At 36.8% G+C, this 19,377-nt stretch carries 18 protein-coding genes and 1 pseudogene; 10 read left to right on the top strand and 9 right to left on the bottom strand.

The window, feature by feature from the left end; translation table 11 throughout:
• Positions 1 to 101: 101 nt before the first annotated feature.
• A complete protein-coding gene (locus tag CXF59_RS07970) occupies positions 102 to 665 on the bottom strand; it encodes a nuclear transport factor 2 family protein (protein WP_101137296.1) in 564 nt (187 codons plus the stop codon).
• A gap of 181 nt (positions 666 to 846) precedes the next feature.
• Between CXF59_RS07970 and CXF59_RS07965 the strand changes: the two genes are divergently transcribed.
• Positions 847 to 1,392 carry a histidine phosphatase family protein gene (locus CXF59_RS07965; RefSeq protein WP_101137295.1) on the top strand — a complete coding sequence of 182 codons (546 nt, stop codon included), beginning with the start codon at positions 847 to 849 and terminating at the stop codon, positions 1,390 to 1,392.
• A 101-nt stretch (positions 1,393 to 1,493) separates the two neighbouring features.
• Positions 1,494 to 2,771 carry a peptidase T gene (gene pepT, locus CXF59_RS07960; protein WP_101137294.1) on the top strand — a complete coding sequence of 426 codons (1,278 nt, stop codon included), beginning with the start codon at positions 1,494 to 1,496 and terminating at the stop codon, positions 2,769 to 2,771.
• A 160-nt stretch (positions 2,772 to 2,931) separates the two neighbouring features.
• Here the strand turns inward: pepT and yajC are convergent, their stop codons facing one another.
• The 3 genes and pseudogenes from yajC to CXF59_RS07945 all read right to left on the bottom strand — a co-directional run bounded on the left by yajC (position 2,932) and on the right by CXF59_RS07945 (position 5,403).
• The gene (gene yajC, locus CXF59_RS07955; RefSeq protein ID WP_101137293.1) at positions 2,932 to 3,204 is read right to left on the bottom strand and encodes a preprotein translocase subunit YajC; all 273 of its coding nucleotides are present in this window, start codon (positions 3,202 to 3,204) and stop codon (positions 2,932 to 2,934) included.
• A 31-nt stretch (positions 3,205 to 3,235) separates the two neighbouring features.
• A complete protein-coding gene (gene nusB / locus CXF59_RS07950; RefSeq protein WP_101137425.1) occupies positions 3,236 to 4,147 on the bottom strand; it encodes a transcription antitermination factor NusB in 912 nt (303 codons plus the stop codon).
• A 202-nt stretch (positions 4,148 to 4,349) separates the two neighbouring features.
• A pseudogene (locus CXF59_RS07945) lies at positions 4,350 to 5,403 on the bottom strand (Leu/Phe/Val dehydrogenase).
• Between the two features lie 242 nt (positions 5,404 to 5,645).
• Between CXF59_RS07945 and CXF59_RS07940 the strand changes: the two are divergent.
• From CXF59_RS07940 to CXF59_RS07910, 7 genes are all read left to right on the top strand, one after another.
• Positions 5,646 to 7,406: an ABC transporter ATP-binding protein gene (locus CXF59_RS07940; protein WP_101137292.1), complete on the top strand. Its 1,761-nt coding sequence runs from the start codon at positions 5,646 to 5,648 to the stop codon at positions 7,404 to 7,406.
• 71 nt (positions 7,407 to 7,477) lie between these two features.
• Entirely contained in the window at positions 7,478 to 7,861 is a 384-nt protein-coding gene (locus CXF59_RS07935; RefSeq protein ID WP_101137291.1) for a PUR family DNA/RNA-binding protein, read from the top strand.
• 121 nt (positions 7,862 to 7,982) lie between these two features.
• The gene (locus CXF59_RS07930; protein WP_101137290.1) at positions 7,983 to 8,900 is read left to right on the top strand and encodes a mechanosensitive ion channel family protein; all 918 of its coding nucleotides are present in this window, start codon (positions 7,983 to 7,985) and stop codon (positions 8,898 to 8,900) included.
• A 95-nt stretch (positions 8,901 to 8,995) separates the two neighbouring features.
• Positions 8,996 to 10,189, top strand: a complete 1,194-nt coding sequence (locus CXF59_RS07925; protein ID WP_198554654.1) for an MFS transporter — start codon at positions 8,996 to 8,998, stop codon at positions 10,187 to 10,189.
• A gap of 112 nt (positions 10,190 to 10,301) precedes the next feature.
• Positions 10,302 to 12,827 carry a cation-translocating P-type ATPase gene (locus CXF59_RS07920; RefSeq protein WP_101137289.1) on the top strand — a complete coding sequence of 842 codons (2,526 nt, stop codon included), beginning with the start codon at positions 10,302 to 10,304 and terminating at the stop codon, positions 12,825 to 12,827.
• A gap of 2 nt (positions 12,828 to 12,829) precedes the next feature.
• Positions 12,830 to 13,633 carry a sulfurtransferase gene (locus CXF59_RS07915; RefSeq protein ID WP_232758769.1) on the top strand — a complete coding sequence of 268 codons (804 nt, stop codon included), beginning with the start codon at positions 12,830 to 12,832 and terminating at the stop codon, positions 13,631 to 13,633.
• Between the two features lie 12 nt (positions 13,634 to 13,645).
• Complete coding sequence (locus tag CXF59_RS07910; RefSeq protein ID WP_101137288.1) at positions 13,646 to 14,329, top strand: GNAT family N-acetyltransferase; 684 nt, start codon at positions 13,646 to 13,648, stop codon at positions 14,327 to 14,329.
• 223 nt (positions 14,330 to 14,552) lie between these two features.
• Here the strand turns inward: CXF59_RS07910 and CXF59_RS07905 are convergent, their stop codons facing one another.
• From CXF59_RS07905 to CXF59_RS07890, 4 genes are all read right to left on the bottom strand, one after another.
• Entirely contained in the window at positions 14,553 to 15,008 is a 456-nt protein-coding gene (locus tag CXF59_RS07905; protein WP_101137287.1) for a YbhB/YbcL family Raf kinase inhibitor-like protein, read from the bottom strand.
• Between the two features lie 90 nt (positions 15,009 to 15,098).
• Positions 15,099 to 15,431: a four-helix bundle copper-binding protein gene (locus tag CXF59_RS07900; protein ID WP_101137286.1), complete on the bottom strand. Its 333-nt coding sequence runs from the start codon at positions 15,429 to 15,431 to the stop codon at positions 15,099 to 15,101.
• Between the two features lie 37 nt (positions 15,432 to 15,468).
• On the bottom strand, positions 15,469 to 16,803 hold the full coding sequence (locus CXF59_RS07895) for an erythromycin esterase family protein (protein ID WP_101137285.1): 1,335 nt from the start codon (positions 16,801 to 16,803) through the stop codon (positions 15,469 to 15,471).
• 331 nt (positions 16,804 to 17,134) lie between these two features.
• Entirely contained in the window at positions 17,135 to 17,476 is a 342-nt protein-coding gene (locus tag CXF59_RS07890) for a tRNA-binding protein (RefSeq protein ID WP_101137284.1), read from the bottom strand.
• A 110-nt stretch (positions 17,477 to 17,586) separates the two neighbouring features.
• Here CXF59_RS07890 and CXF59_RS07885 point away from each other — a divergent pair, with 110 nt between their 5' ends.
• Positions 17,587 to 18,144, top strand: a complete 558-nt coding sequence (locus CXF59_RS07885; protein ID WP_101137283.1) for a thioredoxin family protein — start codon at positions 17,587 to 17,589, stop codon at positions 18,142 to 18,144.
• Positions 18,145 to 18,427: 283 nt separating this feature from the next.
• Here the strand turns inward: CXF59_RS07885 and CXF59_RS07880 are convergent, their stop codons facing one another.
• Positions 18,428 to 19,360 carry a peptidylprolyl isomerase gene (locus CXF59_RS07880; RefSeq protein ID WP_101137282.1) on the bottom strand — a complete coding sequence of 311 codons (933 nt, stop codon included), beginning with the start codon at positions 19,358 to 19,360 and terminating at the stop codon, positions 18,428 to 18,430.
• Between the last annotated feature and the right edge of the window lie 17 nt (positions 19,361 to 19,377).

Here is a 19,377-nt window from a genome sequence, read left to right as displayed (position 1 = left end):
AGCAAGTTTTCAATCTGACGGTCAGTTTTGACGGAATATCTTTAAATAAAAAATAATAGAATTGGGCCAATGAAGGTTAACGTTATTTACAAAACTATTTCTTATTTTTTCATCGCCGCCATAATTGTAGCTCTGTCCAGATATTGATTCACCACATCGATTTTATCATTTTTATCAAAATGAAAAACGGTATGAATCCCTTGCGTCATAGATTTCCCTCCTTTGTACTTAACCGTGGTTTTGTACCAACCCAATAAAAAATTCCCATGGTTTTTTATATTTTCCGCCTTATTTACTTTTACCGCCAACCAAATTTCATTCTCAAAAGTGATAGTTTCAAAAACGTTGGCTCTTCTATCTCTCCAATATTTATCGATAGCAGGCTTACCTACTAAGCTGTCACCACTGTTCCAATAATATATAGCATTGTCAGCAAACTCGGCCATCCATGCATCCATATCTCCCTTTCTCAAATCGTCTAAGGCTTTTTTACCTCTTTCGGCATATTTAGCATCTGCAAATTCAACATCTTGCACTTTCGCCGCAGCGGTAGTTAAAACAGAAGTACCTTCCTTCGTTTCCTCTTTCGTTTCCTCTTTCATTTCCTCTTTCTTACACCCTACAAATAGAGTAAAACACAAAGCAACTAATAATACCTTTTTCATAATCTAAAATTTTAAGTTAGAATTTATCAAGTTTTTAAAAATACACAACGCAGTAAACAATTGGAAAATTGATATTTAAATTTAATCATAATAAATGGTATCTACAAACAAGAAACATTATAGATACAGAAAAAATCATTATTTATTTATAAATTAGCCACTGCAATTAATCTACAAACACATGAAAAATCACTTCACCTTCCTCCTTCTATTTCTGACAGTTAGCCTTTTTGCACAAGCAGAACTACCAACCATGATTTATTTAGTTCGTCATGCCGAAAAAATCACGAGTGACCCAAAAGACAGTAACCCTTCACTTACAGAGAATGGAAATAAAAGAGCTATTGCTCTTGCCGAAAGATTAAAACAAAAACCATTAAACACCATTTACAGCACGAATTACAAACGCACCAGAAGTACCGCAATACCCACAGCCGAAAATCAGAAAAAGAAAGTTAACCTATATGATGCCAAAAACTTAAAGTTAGCAGCTTCAATTATACTAAAAGAAAACAAAGGAAAACAGGCCTTAGTCGTAGGCCATTCCAATACGATTTTAGAAACGATTGAAGCCTTGGGAGGCCAAAGACCAATACCTACTATTGAAGATCAAGAATACGATTATCTTTTTCTAGTCACTATCTCTACCCGCGGAAAAATAAAAGTCAAAGTCATGCATTACGGCCAAGCCAATTCCCATAAAGAGGGGGCACAAATGATGCACTAAAACAATTGCTTTTTATTACTGCAATTAAGACTCAAAGTCAGAGTTTTGAACTCTAATTTCTAAATAAACCTTATCTTTGCGCTTCATTAAAAAAGACTTTTATGCAACATATAATAGATCGTTTTATCAGTTATGTTACTGTTGATACGGAATCAGATCCCAACTCAGAAACAACACCAAGCACAGCAAAACAATGGGACTTAGCCAACCAATTGGTTGAAGAACTAAAAAAAATAGGAATGCAGGACGTGACCATAGATGACAAATCTTATATCATGGCCACATTACCGAGCAATGTAGATCATGAAGTTCCGACAATAGGCTTTGTATCACACTTTGACACCACTCCTGATTTTACAGGAGCCAATGTAAAACCTCAAATTATTCCAAATTACGACGGAAAAGACATTGTCCTAAATGCGGAGCAAAACATTATTTTATCCCCTGATTATTTCAAAGAGTTATTACAATATAAAGGACAAACCCTAATCACAACTGACGGAACTACACTTCTTGGTGCCGACGATAAAGCCGGAATTACGGAAATCGTCACAGCAATGGAGTTTCTTATTAACAATCCGGAAATAAAACACGGAAAAATCAGGGTTGGTTTCACACCTGATGAAGAAATTGGTCGCGGAGCACACCATTTTGATGTAGAAAAATTTGGGGCTGACTGGGCCTACACCATGGACGGAAGTCAAGTGGGAGAATTGGAATATGAGAATTTTAACGCGGCTGGGGCCAAAATTACTTTCAAAGGAAAAAGTGTGCATCCTGGTTATGCCAAAGGAAAGATGATTAACTCCATGTTAATTGCCAATGAGTTCATTAATGCATTGCCTTCAGATGAAACACCTGAGGAAACAAAAGGATATGAAGGCTTTTACCACGTTCATCACTTAACCGGAAGCATTGAAGAAACTGTTTTGGAATTGATAATCAGAGACCACAACAAGATTAAATTCGAAAAACGTAAAGAGCAAGTAGCAAAGATTGTCCGTAAAATCAATAAGAAATTTGCGAAACAATTTGGTGAAGATATTGCTATAGCTGAGATCAACGATCAGTATTACAACATGAAAGAAAAGGTCGTTCCTGTAAAATATATTGTTGACATTGCCGAAAAAGCGATGAAGGAAGTAAATATTAAACCGCTAATTAAGCCCATTCGTGGTGGAACTGACGGCTGTCAATTATCTTATAAAGGATTGCCTTGTCCAAATATTTTTGCGGGCGGACATAACTTTCACGGTAAATACGAGTACGTTCCTGTTGAAAGCATGCTAAAAGCAGTTAAAGTTATTGTGAAGATAGCCGAACTGACAACAATGCCGAACTTTGGATTGGATAAAAGCAAACCAAAAAAGAAAAAATAAAACCCTTTATTCGCGAAAATAAGGGTTTGAATCATCAATACTGTTAAAAAAAGATACAAATAAAAAATTCCAAACTCCAATCACTACGATTGGAATTTGGAATTTTTTTATTGGGATTTATTTAAAATTTTAGACTTTAAATATACCGTTTCTTGTAAAATTATTTTTTAGCAACTGTCGCGCTCATTTCCATAGAAATTGCAGAACGCTCCATTTTTAATTTTCCAGACATTGTTTCAATTACAACTGTAGTATCTGCAAGCTCCGAAACTTTACCGTGAAGTCCACTTTTAGTGATGATTTTATCTCCTACTTTTAAAGTGCTTTCAAATTCTTTTTCGTTCTTAGCTTTTTTCTGTTGTGGTCTAATCATAAAGAAATAGATCACTACAAACATTAATAAGAAAGGTGCAAATTGAGTTAATTGTTCCATAATTTTTAATTCTTTTTTTTTATTATTAGTGTTACATTAAACCGCGACCGGTTTTATTTAATTTTTTACTGACTTCTAGTTCTTTAACTAAGTTATCCAGAATTCCGTTGATAAAAATACTACTTTTTGGTGTAGAATACTCCTTAGCAAGTTCTAAATATTCATTTAGCGTCACTTTTACGGGAATTGAAGGGAATTTCAAAAACTCACAAATAGCCATTTTAAGGATAATAGTGTCTACCTCAGCAATCCTGTCACTATCCCAGTTTGGTGTTTTGTCAACAAACTCCTTTGCCAGCTCTGCCTCGTTCAAAATTGTTTTTCTAAATAAATCTTTAACGAAAGCTTTATCCTCACTATCTTTATATACTTTAGGCACGCTAAAATTATCATCCATGATAGGCTTCATCGCTTTTAATTGCTTAATAATTTGAGTGTTTACCAAGGGTATGTCATCAATCCAAGTCAGTTTATCGTCTTCTAGGAACTCGTACAATTTTTCATTAGGTACAATTACCTCCAAAAACAAATCTGCAATAAGCTGTCTGTCTTCTTCGAAAGAGGTTGTTGGCTCACTCATGTAATCAATGTAGAACTTGCTTGCTTTTATAGCGTTAAGCAACAACAAAATATAATCATCATTCAGAGTCCAAGCATCCACTTTACGTGTTTCCATAGCAATGCTAAGAGAGTTGTTTTCAGCAAGAATTTGAAAGATACTGTTTTTAATAAATTTTTCGTTGGGTTTACGTTCCTCAGGCGTAGCGAGATGTTTTAAGCTTGATTTATGTAAAAAGACGGTCTCTCGTTTACATATTTCCATTAAGGAAGAAATCATTGTAAGGTATAAATCTTGAATATTGTCGATACTGTGAAAAAGGAATTTTTCTTCCTTCTCCAAATTATCAGAGCCGTTTTGATGCATCGCATAAATGGATTGCATTACTTTAACGCGAATGTGTCTTCTATTTACCACCTTGTAAGAACTTTTATTAAATTAGTCTGCAAAATTAGGCATTTCCTTTTTTAAAATAAAATTAAAACATCAAATAAAGGTTTTGCTACTAATTTTGTTTCCGCTATACTAAAAAAGTCACAGCTCCCAATACTCTGATGGAAGATCTGAACCTGTCTTAAAAAATAAATTACTTTTTACCCTTCTCTACTTTTCTGTGATCAATACGGTTTTGCGCAATGGTAAGCGGCGGATGATGCGTCGTAATTCCATTAGCAACAGTATAATCGATAATTTCTAATGTTATATTGTGGGTATTCTCTGTTTTGCGCATGATTTCCTCTTTACAATAATGCGCTAATTCAGCATAAACATTAATGAAGCCACCGGCGTTGATCAAGAAATATGGAGCATATGAAATACCGCGCTCTTGCAAAATCGCGCCATATAACTCTTCATTTGCCAATTGACTGTTAGCGGCACCGGCAATTACTTTCGCTTTATTTTGTGAACCATAGCGTCATTAATACTTGCTCACATCGCGGGAGGCGCATAAATATCTAGATCTGCCGTTTATAAATCAGTTCCCTTAAAAATCACTACCTTAAATTAAGACCCTACCTAATAACCCCTATCTTCATTACTATCGGCAATGATGACAATGGCTACTTCTTTAGTCAGGTAATCCACTAAAATTTCCTCAACGTGACCTATTCCCTGAACCAATACTTTTTTACCGGTAAGCACATCACATCGTAATTTATGCTTAGAAGCTACTTTCACCCGCATATACACCCCGTACGCAGTAACTCGTGATGGAATTCCCGCTCCCCCCCCTTTTTTCCTCGGAAATTCCAGTAACGTAAGGCGTAACATCGCGCACAATAACCATATCCCTGACCTCCATCCCTAACTCTTCCGCTTAAACCATTTACAAACTCACAAAACTTGCGCATCAATTCAGGAGTTTTCTGAGATTTGGCATCACCTATAATAACCGCTTTTCCTCCTCCAATGTTCAGACCCGTAATCGCTGCTTTATAGGTCATTCCACGAGAAAGACCCGACACATCATTTAATAATTCCCACTCATTGGCATAATTATACATTCGGGCCCCTCCTTAAACTGGTCCCATAAATGAATTATGAATACCAATAATTGCTATTAAACCTGTATCTTTGCAGTTGCAAAATACAATCTGTTGGTGGTCATCAAATGATAATTGTCCAAAAACAGAATCGATTTTCTGAAGTTACTTTCCTGTTGTGAAAGTTGCATCAATAGTGTTAATTTTTATAGTGATGAAATTGCGAATTTGTCGAGAAGACAAATCGGAATTTCATCAAAAATAAATCTCTATCAATAATATTTAATGAAAATTACGAATTCGATAGTTTAGGTGTATAAAACAAGTTTTTCAATTGTTAAAAATTTAAAAATTATCACAAAAACAAAACGAATTCAATACCGACTATCTTAAAAAAAATGAAAGAATTACTTTATTTAAACAAATATTTCGTCAAATACAAATACAGTTTTTCACTGGGGATTATATTTACAATTATCGCACAAATTTTCATGCTGTTCACGCCTAAATTGATCAGCAGTTCTTTTAAGGCAATTGAAGCATTTTCTAAAGACAAAAATATTGCGGCATCCGTTATTCGGGAAGAGTTAATTTCAAACATACTATTGATCATTGCCACTACCATTATTGCCGGTTTTCTGACTTTTCTGATGAGACAAACCTTAATCGTTATGTCCCGCCATATCGAATTTGATTTAAAAAATGAAGTTTTCAGGCAGTATGAGAACTTAACCCAAAATTTCTATAAAAAGAATCGTACGGGTGATTTGATGAATCGTATCAGCGAGGATGTTTCAAAAGTGAGAATGTATGTTGGTCCCGCTGTGATGTACTCCATAAATACAGTGATCCGTTTTACAATTGTTATTGTATACATGTACAACGTCTCCCCTCGTTTGACATTATACACAATCCTTCCATTGCCTCTTCTTTCGTATGGCATCTTCAAGTTAAGTTCAGAAATAAACAAGAGAAGTACCGTTTTTCAGCAATATTTATCGAAAGTCTCCAGTTTCTCGCAGGAAATATTTTCCGGCATACGAGTAATAAAAGCTTATTCACTTGAAGATCAACATCAAAAGAACATGGTGTCCCTAGCCAAAGAAAGCAAAAATAAAAGTTTGAGTTTAGCCAAAGTGCAGTCGTTATTCGGGCCGTTAATGTTGGCTCTTATTGGAATCAGTAACCTGGTTGTAATCTACTTTGGTGGCTTGATGTACATTGAAGGTACAATTAAAAGTATCGGTACGATAGCTGAATTTATTTTGTATGTCAATATGCTCACGTGGCCCGTAGCCTCATTAGGGTGGGTTTCATCAATGGTTCAAGAAGCGGAAGCTTCCCAAAAACGTCTGAATGAATTCCTCAAAATCGAACCCGAAATAAAAAATAAAAACCCAAATAAATCAATCATAAACGGCTCGATTTCATTCGAAAATGTGAGCTACACTTATGAAGACACACATATAAAGGCACTTAAGGACATCTCTTTCACCGTGAAGAAAGGGGAGACATTAGCAATTCTCGGAAAAACAGGGTCTGGAAAATCAACCATTTTAGCCTTGATTTCACGCCTTTATGACGTGACCGACGGAAAAATCACTATCGACAATGAGGAAATAAGTACCTTAAATCTGGACGACTTGCGAAACAGCATAGGAATCGTGCCACAAGATGCTTTTCTCTTTTCTGATTCTATTAAGAACAACATCAAGTTTGGTAAAGAAGACGCCACTGATGCAGAGGTAATCGCTGCTGCAAAAAGTGCCGTGGTACATGACAATATCGTAGGATTCAATAAGCAATACGATACCGTCCTTGGTGAACGAGGGATTACACTTTCTGGAGGGCAAAAACAAAGGGTTTCCATTGCACGAGCTATAATTAAAAACCCGCCAATTTTACTTTTTGACGACTGTTTATCGGCTGTTGACACGGAAACCGAAGAAACAATCTTGAATAATCTAAACGAAATCTGTAAAGACAAAACGACCATTATTGTAAGTCACAGAGTTTCCTCTGCTAAAAATGCCCACAAGATTATTATTATAGATGATGGTAAAATCATTCAACAAGGATCTCATAACCAGTTAGTAAATCAAGAGGGGTATTATGCCTCATTATATTTAAAACAACTTTCAGAAAAAGAATTGCAGTAATTGTTGTTTAATACATATATTTTTATGATTTTTGATTGCGATTTAACAACCATAAATTGAGAGAAAGGATTATGAGAGAAAATGACATGCTAGAAAAAGAAGAGATATTTTCTAAAGTTTTACGTGCTGGAAGAAGAACCTATTTCTTTGATGTAAGAGCGACAAAAGCAGACGATTATTACATTACAATTACTGAGAGTAAAAAATTTACTGAAGAAGACGGATCGTTTCACTTCAAAAAACATAAAATATATTTGTACAAAGAAGATTTCTCTGCTTTCGCAGAAATTCTGGGAGATATGACCGCTTATGTTTTAAACCACAAAGGAGAGGAAGTAATCTCAGAAAGACATCAGAAAGATTTCAAAAAAGAATATGTTGCTGAAAAAGTAACCACAGAAGAAGCTTTGCCAAATATATCTACTTTTACAGATATTGATTTTGACGACATTTAATTTATATTTCTAAATTGAAAACTTTACTTACTTAAGCAAAAAGTCCAAAAGTCAAATGATTTTTGGACTTTTTACATATAAATAAATAAACATCTTCTCGTAACTAAAAATTATACAACACATGCAGGAAATCTTACTAAAATACACGGACAAATACGCTGAATTTATTATTCCATGGCTATTAACCAGCGGACTTAAAATAGTTTTCATCATTATCGGTTCTTTAATTCTAAACAAGGTAATTATAACCTTTATCGATAAAGCGGTTAGAATTGCAGTAAGACCTGATGGAATTTCTTCTAAAGATGCCGAAGAAAAAAGAGAAAATACGCTAATCCAAATCTTTACCACTACTTCTAAAATTGGATTACTAACCATCGCTGGTTTGATGGTACTTCAGGAATTTGGGGTAGAGATCGCCCCTATCTTAGCAGCAGCCGGAATTGTGGGGTTGGCATTTGGTTTTGGAGGTCAATATCTTATCCGAGATATTATTTCCGGTCTTTTTATCATCCTTGAAAATCAATACCGCGTTGGTGATATCGTGAAGTTTGACAACGCAGGCGGTACCGTTGAGGAGATTAGCTTAAGAAAAACAACTTTAAGAGACTTAGACGGAACCGTCCACCATATACCTCATGGCGAAATAAAGAAAGTATCAAATCTTTCCAAGGATTTCAGCCGTATAAACTTAGATATCGGAGTGGGATACGGATCTAACCTGGAACACGTTATTGGAGTTATCAACAGCGTGGGAACTGAACTGGCCACTGATCCTTTATGGGAAAATTACATCATCCTTTCCCCTCAATTTTTACGCGTTAATGATTTTGCAGATTCTTCCATTATGCTAAAAATATTAGGGGAAACATTACCAAGTAAACAATGGGAAGTAACTGGGGAGCTTCGAAAAAGGTTGAAAATTGCCTTTGACAATGAAGGAATAGAAATTCCATTCCCGCAAGTGGTTGTGCACCGACCATTAGGTATTGAAGAAGCCACAGTAAAAAAGGATACAAACGAAATTCAAAAACAGTAATCACATTCCTTGAGCGAATTAATTTATTCCATTGCAAGTATTATTTTAAAAGTCTGAAAGTCGTCTGATTTTCAGGCTTTTTATTTACATTTATAATGAATAACTTCAACCGTCCTATTTTGAAAAACATCAGTCGCACCGTCTGGATTTTGTCTTTAATAAGCTTGTTTACGGATACAGCAAGTGAGATGTTATACCCCATCATGCCCATTTATTTAAAGTCAATTGGTTTCTCCATTGTGCTTATCGGAATTCTTGAAGGGGTTGCAGAAGCTACTGCTGGATTAAGTAAAGGCTATTTCGGAAAGCGCTCGGATGTGACGGGAAAGAGAGTCCCATTTGTCCAACTGGGATATACTTTTAGTGCTATTTCAAAACCCATGATGGCGGTGTTCATTTTTCCGCTTTGGATTTTCTTTGCTCGCACCATTGACCGTTTTGGAAAAGGACTTCGAACCGGAGCAAGAGACGCCATGCTTTCTGACGAAGCAACGCCACAAACCAAAGGAAAAATATACGGTTTTCATCGTTCCATGGATACAATGGGCGCTGTATTAGGTCCGTCATTAGCCCTACTCTACCTCTACTTCTATCCTGAGGAATATACTACCTTGTTTTACATTGCGTTCATTCCCGGACTTTTTGCTATCGCTGCTACCCTTTTGTTAAAAGATAAAAAAAGAACGGTTCCAACAGAAAAGAAAGCAACTCCCTTCTTCTCGTTTTTGGGCTATTGGAAAGTAAGCCCCCCCATGTACCGCAAAGTCGTTATCGGTCTTTTAGCTTTCACTTTATTTAACAGCTCCGATGTTTTCCTACTGCTTAAAGCCAAAGAATCCGGATTAAGTGATACGCTTGTTATTGGTCTTTATATCTTTTACAATCTCGTTTATGCTTTATTTGCTTTCCCGATAGGGATATTGGCCGATAAAATCGGGCTAAAGAAAATGCTAATTTTCGGAATAGGTATTTTCTCTATTGTCTATTTCGGTATGGCGTTCAACCACAACCGCTATGTTTTCTTGGGGCTCTTTGCTCTTTACGGAATCTATGCCGCAGCAAGTGAAGGAATCTCCAAAGCATGGATAAGTAATATTTCAAAAGAAAAAGATACCGCGACCGCTATCGGCAGCTATTCCGCTTTTCAAAGCTTTTTCACCATGCTGGCCAATTCCTTAGCGGGACTTATTTGGTATCAATTTGGAGCGGATGCCACTTTTATAGTGACCGCGGTTGCCAGTCTTCTTATTGGTTTCTATTTTATATTCATGACCACTGAAAAAGCATAATTTTGATATCGACGCACTCATTATATTCTTTTGTTTCATAAACCACTGCATATCCTACTTATACTGAAACTAAAAATCTTATATTTGAGTAGCATTATTCATTCTGTAAACTATGTCAATAAAAATCAATATTCCCGAAAACATCATAGGCTTGACTGATCCAGAAGTACAGGTCTCAAGGGGAAAATTTGGTCAGAACGAACAAATTCACAAACAAAAACACAAATGGTGGTTAGCCCTTTTTGATCTGTTCAAAGAGCCCATGTTACTGTTATTGATAGCCGTAGCAATCATTTATTTTATCTTGGGGCAAAACAACGAAGCTTATTTTATGCTGGCCGCAATAGTAGCGGTCTCCGGAATTTCCTTTTATCAGGACAATCGCAGTCGGATCGCGATGGAAGGCTTAGAAAAATTAAATGAGCCTTTGAGTACCGTCTTACGAAATGGAGAACCAACAACAATTCCCACTGCAGAAATTGTTATCGATGATCTGGTAATAACTGAGGAAGGAAGCACAATTAATGCAGATGGAGAAATTGTTCACAGTAATGATTTTTCCGTTAATGAGTCCCTACTGACCGGCGAACCGTATGCTATCTTTAAATCAGAAAAAACGGAGCTGAAATCTGTTTTCAGCGGTACACTGGTTGCCTCTGGTTTAGCGGTTTATCGGGTAACAAAAATTGGCTCTGATACAGAGGTTGGTAAATTAGGTAGTTCCTTACAAAACATCAAAGACACGCCTACTCCATTACAAGTTCAGATTCAAAAATTTGTAAAAGTGATGGCCATTATGGGCATTGCTGTTTTCTTATTGGTTTGGGGCGTTTATTTTTGGAAAACACATAACGTATTAACCAGTTTATTAAAAGGATTGACCCTCGCAATGTCTATTCTTCCCGAAGAAATACCTGTAGCATTTACTACTTTCATGGCCTTGGGATCTTGGCGACTAATGAAAGAAGGTGTAATAGTCAAAAAAATCAGAACGGTAGAAACCTTAGGAAGTGCCACCATCATTTGTACCGACAAAACTGGAACGCTGACAGAAAACAGAATGAGCTTGAAATCTGTGTACGCTTTTAGCAGCGACAAATTATACGAAAGAGAGCAATGGGATACAGAAGAGGCTAGAAAAGTCATTGAAATCGCAATGTGGGCGAGCGAACCTGTACCTTTTGACCCAATGGAAAAAACCTTGCATAAGGAGTATGAGAAAATAACAACCATCGATACCCGAAGACAGTTTTCAATGGTACATGAGTACCCGCTTGACGGAACTCCCCCCATGATGACGCACGTGTTCCAAAATGAGGAAGGCAAACGAATCATTGCTGCCAAAGGCGGTCCAGAAACGATTATAAAAGTATCCAACCTCAACACGGAGCAACAGCAACAAATTAATGATACGATAATTACATTGACATCCGAGGGATATCGCATACTTGGTGTCGGCTATTCTGATTATGCAGAAACCAGTTACCCGAAAAACCAACAGGACTTACCTTTCCATTTCGTAGGATTGGTGGTGTTTTACGACCCTCCTAAACCGAACATAAACAGTGTCATTCAAAAATTCTATGAAGCGGGTATCCAAGTAAAAGTCATAACAGGAGATAACAGCTTAACCACAAAAGCCATTGCTGTAAAAGCGGGAATTAAAAATACGGAAAGTGTTATGGAAGGCGAGCAGTTCATGAAGCTGAATGAAGTCGAAAAGCTAAAAGCCATTCACGCTACAACTCTTTTGACCCGCATGTTTCCGGAAGCCAAACTGGCCGTTATGAATGCCTTAAAAAAGGACAAACAAATAGTAACTATGGTGGGCGACGGTGTAAATGACGGACCCGCATTGAAAGCTGCAAATATAGGTGTCGCCATGGGAAAAAAGGGAACTGAAATTGCAAAGGAAGCCGCAGACCTTATTTTGATAGATGATGATTTATCAAAAATGATTTTCGCGGTAGCCGCAGGACGTCGCATATATTCCAATCTTAAAAAAGCAATACGATATATCGTTTCCATTCATATTCCTATCATATTGACCGTATCCTTACCCTTATTTTTAGGTTGGATTTATCCTGATATTTTCACGCCCGTCCACGTCATTTTCTTAGAATTAGTTATGGGTCCAATGTGTTCCATCGTTTATGAAAATGAACCCGCTGAAAAAAACAGTATGCAAAAATCACCAAGACCAATAGGCAGTACCTTCCTGTCCCTAAAAGAATTAGGAATAAGCATCGTGCAAGGAATCGGGATTACCGTAGGGATTTTATTTGTATACCAATGGACCATACAAAATGGAGGTAACGAACAACTGACACGAACAATGGTGTTTACCACTTTAGTTTTTTCGAATGTGATTCTGTCATTGGTAAACCGTTCCTTTTACTATTCTGTTTTTGCCTCCTTGAAGAATAAAAATAACATGATGGTGATTGCAAATTCGTTGACCCTGCTTTTTCTAGCCCTAATTGTATACATAAGTCCAATTGCCCGTTTCTTTGATGTTCTTCCGTTACAGATGTATCAAATTGCTATTTGCCTTGCCGTGAGTGGAATTTCAGTGCTTTGGATTGAGATTTGGAAATGGAATAAGCGAAAAAATAACACACAACCCAACGAAATATAAAAATGATGAAAAATCCAATAGTATCGGTAGCCTGGCTTCATGAACATCTTCAAGACCCTGAATTAATTATTTTAGATGCTATTTTGGAAATGCCGTCTGAGGATATACAAATAAAAGGAGCCAGAACTTTTGACATTAAAAACAAGTTTAGCGATACCAATAGTCCGCTACCCAATACAGTACCAAACCCAGATGCCTTTGCTACAGCCTGTCGCAAAATAGGCATTCAAAACAGCAGTAAAATTGTGGTGTATGACACCAAAGGAATTTATTTGAGCCCAAGAGCGTGGTGGCTTTTTAAAGTCATGGGACACGAAAAGGTTTGGGTTCTCGATGGCGGTTTGCCTGCTTGGATAAAGGAAGGCTATCCCACTGAAAAAAGACAGGAACAATCGTATGAAAAAGGAAATTTTACTGCAAATTTCCAACCTCAGCTGTTTAAAACCAAAGAGCAAATTTTAGAAAATATACAGTCTGAAGAAGCCTTGCTTGTCGATGCCCGATCTGCAGACCGCTTTCTTGCCGAAACAGAAGAACCAAGAGCAGGATTGAGAAGCGGACACATTCCCGGTTCGCTAAACATCCCCTATACCCAAGTACTAAAAGACGGGAAATATTTGCCCAAAGAAGAATTAAAAAAAATTCTCCCATTGCAGGACAAACCGCTATTGTTCACTTGTGGATCTGGTGTAACGGCTTGCATAAATTTGATCGCCTACGAACTGGTTTCAGATAACCCCAAGGCAATCTATGATGGTTCTTGGACCGAATGGGGACAAGAAGAAAGTTTACCGATTGAGAAATAGAGAGTTAGAATTATGAGTAAAAAAGGCAGTAACAAATTAGACAATCCCGTTTGGCATTCGTTATCAGAAAGTCACAAAGAATATGCAATAGCCTATGATGACACTCTGTTTTATGACCCTGAGTATTGCCCTTTTGGAGCTGCACTAAATACTAAAAAGAGTTCCAACGCGATTGCACAATATTCTACTTTATCAGATAACTTTTTTATTGTTGGCGAAAAACCAGAAATCCCCACTAATTTGAAAATAGCGAATGAATTAGTTTGCCTACAAATGATTATCAGTGAACTAATAGACATTCCGATTATCGACACGATCATAAAACTGAAAGAAAGTCACAGAGAAGATCTTCTGGAATTAGTCAAAATAGTCTATCCTGAGTATTTTAAATCTAAAACAGCAACTTTAGGCAACTATTATGGTATTTACAAAGACGAGCAACTAGTTGCTGTTACTGGTGAGAGAATGCAAATGATTGATTTTATTGAGGTGAGTGCAGTAATCACACATCCCGATTACCTTGGAAAAGGATATGCAAAACAGTTGGTAGCACATACCGCAAATACAATTTTAAATCAAAATAAAACCGCTTTCTTACATGTATATGAAAAAAACTTTGGCGCTATTAAATTATACGAAAAGTTAGGGTTTAAGACGAGACGAAAAATCAGTTTTTGGAATTTTACCAAAAAGTAGTAACATAACAGATGATACTCATTAGCAATTGGTTGACCTTAACTTTATTTAAAATTACTTTTCTTTTTTTGTATTCAGTGCTCCCAAAATGTATCAATCATTAAATGCTTAGAAGTTATGAAAAGCATAAAGTACTGAACTGCAATTACAAAGGTAACTAGCCTGCATTAATAACAAAAAAAGCTGCCTTAGTAAAAGACAGCTTTTTTTGTTATTAATCAGTTTACTTTTCATACAAACCTAAAAGTTCTCCTGAGCTAATAATATTTGGTCCCATTGCTGCCATCAATTCTTTTTCATTGGTACTTGGAGGCAACGTATCCAATTTAATGTCTAGGGCATAGACCTTAAAATGATATTGATGTATCCCGCTTGGAGGGCAAGGACCTATATATTTATTTTCTCCCATGGAATTTCTGCCTTGGATGCCGGGAACGCTATCTTCTTGTATAATTCTTTCGGGAAGAATATCCCATACGAGCCAATGGCAATAACATCCAGAAGGTGCATCCGAATCATCCACAATAATAGCGAGACTTTTTGTATTTGCAGGAATATCCTCGATCGTCAATTCTGGATTAATGTTCAATCCGTTACAAGTATACATTGGAGGGATCATTTCGTTACTCTTAAAAGCTGAACTTTTTACAACTAAGGTTTTAATTGCTGTTGTTATCATAATAATTAGTTTAATATGGTTTATAGTTGGTTTTCTTATAATTGGTTTTCTATTCGCAATACTGAGCTACCTTTACAAAATTAGATTTTGCTACTCTCTATTCGCCATTTCGTGTTCATGGCACATTTCTGCACATTTACGACAGGCCTCTCCACATTTTTTGCAATGCTCCATTTGTGGATATTTTTCGCACTCAGACGCACACCTTTCACACATCACTAAAGCTGTCTTTAAAAAGATATCGGCATTATCTGATTTTCGTTCTAGTAATTGCGATGTCAAACGACATAAATCAGCACAATCTTGATTGTACATTATCACGGTACTCATATCCATTTTCTTTTCTAAATGGCAAGCATCATAACAATGTGTGCATTGTGCAGCACAAAATTGCAATACCTCAATCATTTTTTGCTTTTCCATTGTAATTGGTTTTTAGATTTATATTCTTGTTTTTATTTTATACTCCAAATGGGAACGTTTCCGGTATTTGATTTCCATCGGGCTTTATGTGAAGTGGGTGCAATGACGAAGTTTCGTCCAAATAAATGAAGGCATTATAGCGATAGGGAATCCTACTTGGAATATAATTCCCAAAATGTTCGTGTTTAGGGCGATACACAACCCCTATCGCCCGATGCCCAAATTCCTGCCCTCCCAGATGCTCTTTCATTACTTCAGTCATAAATACGACCCTATCTTTAGCGTCGAGTTTGTGCAATTCATATTCCCAACTGTACTTTACCGCTTCAGGAACCTGCATCACCTGCATTATATCACCCCACTCACGTCCAGCAATAACCGTCCCCTTATAGGAACCAAAGCCTACAGAAAATACCTCCTCCGGTTTGTGCCCTTCATTTATGATTTGCCCCACATTTACAGTTCCATCATCACACATATCCGTGGCCCGCGCATCTCCAATATGAGTATTGTGTTCCCAGATAATTCCTTTAGCATCGGCACCATGAAACTCCATTAAATTTTCTAAAGTATGAACCATATGGCGGTCCCGAATATTCCAAGATGCTGGCCCTGCTATTATCATCGCACGATAGTATCGCTCTGCGTTAACAATTACATGTGCATTTTGTCTGACGTTCATAGTATCTTCTGGATCGCTATTGCGAGTGGGAATATGCTCACTTATTTTAGTCAGCAGATTCACTACTTCATCTTCGCAGGACAACGAAACCGCTCGCGCCGCCAGTGCATACTGCTGTCCTTTTCCTCTGTTGTAGGGTTCAAAACAATTAAAGGCATCTAAGGCGGCCTTTTTAATTGTCAGATCTTTATTTTCTGAATATTTAAGAACCTCATCCAAAGACTCCCAGAGGCTGTAGACATCCAGACCGTAAAATCCAACTTTATCCTCCTTTACATGCCTATCATTATGCTCCCGAAGCCATTCTGCCAAAGCAACCGTTTCCCAGTTGGCCCACATCCAGGTCGGCCACCTGCTGAAAGAATGAAGAATGTCTAAAGCACAATCCCCTGAGTCCGGATAATTTTTCACATACCGGTTGAGTTTATAGCAATCTGGCCAGTCCCCTTCTACGGCAATAAATGAAAATCCTTTTTTCTCTATTAATTTTTTGCTGATCTTCATCCGCCAAGTATAGTATTCATGAGTCCCATGAGAGGCTTCTCCCAATAGTACATATTTAGCATCCGCAATTTTTTCAATCAGTTTATCAAGATCGCGCTCTTCGTCCAATTCTATCGAATTATCAAGAATTAACTTTCTCAAATCTAGAGTTTCAGGTGGCTTATGTTTTGAGTCAGATATTCCCATACTATTATAAATATTTAAGTCCTTAATTACGATAGTTGCAGATCAATTTCAGTAACTCAAAAAATTCTAGTTCCCCTAAACTATCAATAATCATTAATAGCAAAGTGTAAATACACTAGCTAATTAACCGCTATTCCAGTACATAGAAATGACTCCCTATCAGCTACTATTTAATAAAGCCCATAGTGAAGTTACGATAAATTTTGATTCAAAATATTGATTAATAGTATATTAACATTTTTATAATTGAAGTATTAATTATAAAACGATATAGCTCAATAGAAGAAGTAAGTACGAGGTTGGAGAGGTATTTTAAAAAAGTGTGTCTTTATTAACCGATTCGGAGTCCGTTTTCAATTTTAAAATCGGGGGCTAGTAGAACAACATCCTCTTCCTCCCCCACAGCTCCTAGTAGGAGACATTCGCTCATGAAATTAGCAATTTGCTTTTTGGGAAAATTCACGACGGCAACAATCTGCCGTTGGAGCAAATCAGCCTTAGAGTAGCGTTTGGTAATTTGTGCTGAAGTTTTTCTGATTCCAATAGTTTCTCCAAAATCTATGGTGAGTTGGTAAGCTGATTTTCGGGCCTCTAAAAAATCATTGACTTCCACAATGGTGCCCACGTGCATTGACACTCTTTCAAATTCTTGCCAAGTTAAATTATTCTCCATCTCAAATTTTGGTTTTATTCCAGTGAATTTTAAAAACTAAAATAATCATTTCGGTCTAAAAACAATCCTTTTTTCTTAACTTTAACCTGAAAGTTAAAACAAAATCATCAATGTCACGAACCCCATCAAATATGACCGCCCTGGGAACAAAAGCTCCCGAATTTCATCTGAAAGACATGAAATCCGGAACGGAATGGTTTTCTTTTACCGATTTAAAAGGAGAAAAGGGAACGTTAATCCTATTCATATGCAATCATTGCCCGTTTGTGCTTCATGTGATTGAAGAGGTCGTGATGATCGCTAATGACTATCGGATACAAGGACTTGGTGTTGTCGCCATTTCGAGTAACGATATAGTGAATTATCCACAGGATGCCCCGGAACTCATGACGGAATTTGCTTTCGAAAATAATTTTGAATTCCCTTATTTGTATGATGAAACACAGGAAGTGGCTAAAGCGTACCATGCTGCCTGTACCCCTGACTTCTTTTTATATGACAGCCAGGACAAATTAGTCTATCGCGGCCAACTTGATGATAGTAGACCCGGAAACGGTATTCACGTTAGCGGTAACGATTTACGAGGGGCGATTGACAGCATTATTTACAACCGTACGATGAATCCCAATCAGAAACCGAGTATTGGGTGTAATATCAAGTGGAAATAAGATTAGAGTAAATTAAAAAAGCAATAGTCTCTTCTACTATTTTTAGCATGAAAATTTTAAAAAAACAGATCTTATTTAGCTAAAGTAGATTGAGAAGCTTCGTCCTAAAAAATGGTTCTCAATATTTCACAACAGCGTTCTACCTCGAACCGCTGCTCAGCAAAAACTACCGAATAAAATCATTTTATTGTATAAAAAAATCCCAACTATCTAAAATGATAATTGGGATTTTATATGAAGTACAAAATTAAAAATTTAAGCTTCTAACTTCGTAAATAGTATCTTACTTAACCTCCATTAATTCTACGTCGAAAATCAAAGTGGCGTTTGGTGGAATTGCTCCTCCAGCACCGCGAGATCCGTATCCTAAATGAGATGGAATCACGAAACGTGCTTTATCCCCTACGCGCAATAAAGCGATACCTTCGTCCCATCCTTCAATTACATTTCCTTGTCCTAATGGAAATTCGATTGGTTTTTTTCTTGGATATGAACTATCAAAAACTTTTCCCGATTCTAAAGACCCTTCATAGTGTACCGAAACTGTTTTACCAGCTACAGCTTGTTTTCCTTCGCCTCTTTGGATGAATTGGTAACGCAAACCGCTTTCTGTTTTTTCAAATCCAGCAGCTAATTTTTCCATTGCTGCTTCAGCATCTGCTTTCAAAGCGATATCACGTTTGTTACGCGCTCCCTTGAAAGTGATAAAAGCTTCGATAGCATTCCACTTTTCAGCTTCTTCTCCTACTCTTACAATTTCAACACTTTCCAGAAGATCTCCTTGAGCAATAGCATCAACAACATCTTGTCCTTCTACCACATGTCCAAAAACAGTATGTTTACCGTCCAACCATGAAGTAGGAACGTGTGTAATATAAAATTGAGAACCATTTGTTCCAGGACCTGAATTAGCCATAGCTAATATTCCCGGTTTATCATGTTTTAAACTTGGGTGAAATTCATCATCAAATTTATATCCCGGATCTCCAGTTCCAGTTCCTTGTGGACATCCACCTTGGACCATAAAATCAGGAATCACTCTGTGGAATTTCAATCCGTTATAAAATTTTGTCCCTTGTGGTTTTACTTTATTTTCTAAATCTCCTTCAGCTAATCCTACGAAGTTACCAACAGTTCCTGGTGTTAATTCGTGCTCTAATTTTACTAAAACCGACCCTTTTGCGGTGTTGAATTTAGCATATATTCCATTTTCCATTGTTGTATAATTTTTAT

The sequence above is a fragment of the Flavobacterium sp. ALD4 genome (assembly GCF_002836475.1).
In the GTDB taxonomy this organism is placed as follows: Bacteria; Bacteroidota; Bacteroidia; order Flavobacteriales; family Flavobacteriaceae; genus Flavobacterium.
This window is presented reverse-complemented; position numbering and strand designations above follow the sequence as displayed.

What these genes read in the sequence shown, in the direction of transcription:
- CXF59_RS07920 (WP_101137289.1), top strand. Translation starts at nt 10,302, where the DNA reads ATGTCAATAAAAATCAATATTCCCGAAAACATCATAGGCTTGACTGAT.
- CXF59_RS07890 (WP_101137284.1), bottom strand. Translation starts at nt 17,476, where the DNA reads ATGGAGAATAATTTAACTTGGCAAGAATTTGAAAGAGTGTCAATGCAC.
- CXF59_RS07900 (WP_101137286.1), bottom strand. Translation starts at nt 15,431, where the DNA reads ATGGAAAAGCAAAAAATGATTGAGGTATTGCAATTTTGTGCTGCACAA.
- CXF59_RS07895 (WP_101137285.1), bottom strand. Translation starts at nt 16,803, where the DNA reads ATGGGAATATCTGACTCAAAACATAAGCCACCTGAAACTCTAGATTTG.
- CXF59_RS07910 (WP_101137288.1), top strand. Translation starts at nt 13,646, where the DNA reads ATGAGTAAAAAAGGCAGTAACAAATTAGACAATCCCGTTTGGCATTCG.
- CXF59_RS07905 (WP_101137287.1), bottom strand. Translation starts at nt 15,008, where the DNA reads ATGATAACAACAGCAATTAAAACCTTAGTTGTAAAAAGTTCAGCTTTT.
- CXF59_RS07915 (WP_232758769.1), top strand. Translation starts at nt 12,830, where the DNA reads ATGATGAAAAATCCAATAGTATCGGTAGCCTGGCTTCATGAACATCTT.
- CXF59_RS07965 (WP_101137295.1), top strand. Translation starts at nt 847, where the DNA reads ATGAAAAATCACTTCACCTTCCTCCTTCTATTTCTGACAGTTAGCCTT.
- CXF59_RS07925 (WP_198554654.1), top strand. Translation starts at nt 8,996, where the DNA reads ATGAATAACTTCAACCGTCCTATTTTGAAAAACATCAGTCGCACCGTC.
- CXF59_RS07935 (WP_101137291.1), top strand. Translation starts at nt 7,478, where the DNA reads ATGAGAGAAAATGACATGCTAGAAAAAGAAGAGATATTTTCTAAAGTT.
- CXF59_RS07880 (WP_101137282.1), bottom strand. Translation starts at nt 19,360, where the DNA reads ATGGAAAATGGAATATATGCTAAATTCAACACCGCAAAAGGGTCGGTT.
- CXF59_RS07940 (WP_101137292.1), top strand. Translation starts at nt 5,646, where the DNA reads ATGAAAGAATTACTTTATTTAAACAAATATTTCGTCAAATACAAATAC.
- nusB (WP_101137425.1), bottom strand. Translation starts at nt 4,147, where the DNA reads ATGCAATCCATTTATGCGATGCATCAAAACGGCTCTGATAATTTGGAG.
- pepT (WP_101137294.1), top strand. Translation starts at nt 1,494, where the DNA reads ATGCAACATATAATAGATCGTTTTATCAGTTATGTTACTGTTGATACG.
- CXF59_RS07970 (WP_101137296.1), bottom strand. Translation starts at nt 665, where the DNA reads ATGAAAAAGGTATTATTAGTTGCTTTGTGTTTTACTCTATTTGTAGGG.
- CXF59_RS07930 (WP_101137290.1), top strand. Translation starts at nt 7,983, where the DNA reads ATGCAGGAAATCTTACTAAAATACACGGACAAATACGCTGAATTTATT.
- yajC (WP_101137293.1), bottom strand. Translation starts at nt 3,204, where the DNA reads ATGGAACAATTAACTCAATTTGCACCTTTCTTATTAATGTTTGTAGTG.
- CXF59_RS07885 (WP_101137283.1), top strand. Translation starts at nt 17,587, where the DNA reads ATGTCACGAACCCCATCAAATATGACCGCCCTGGGAACAAAAGCTCCC.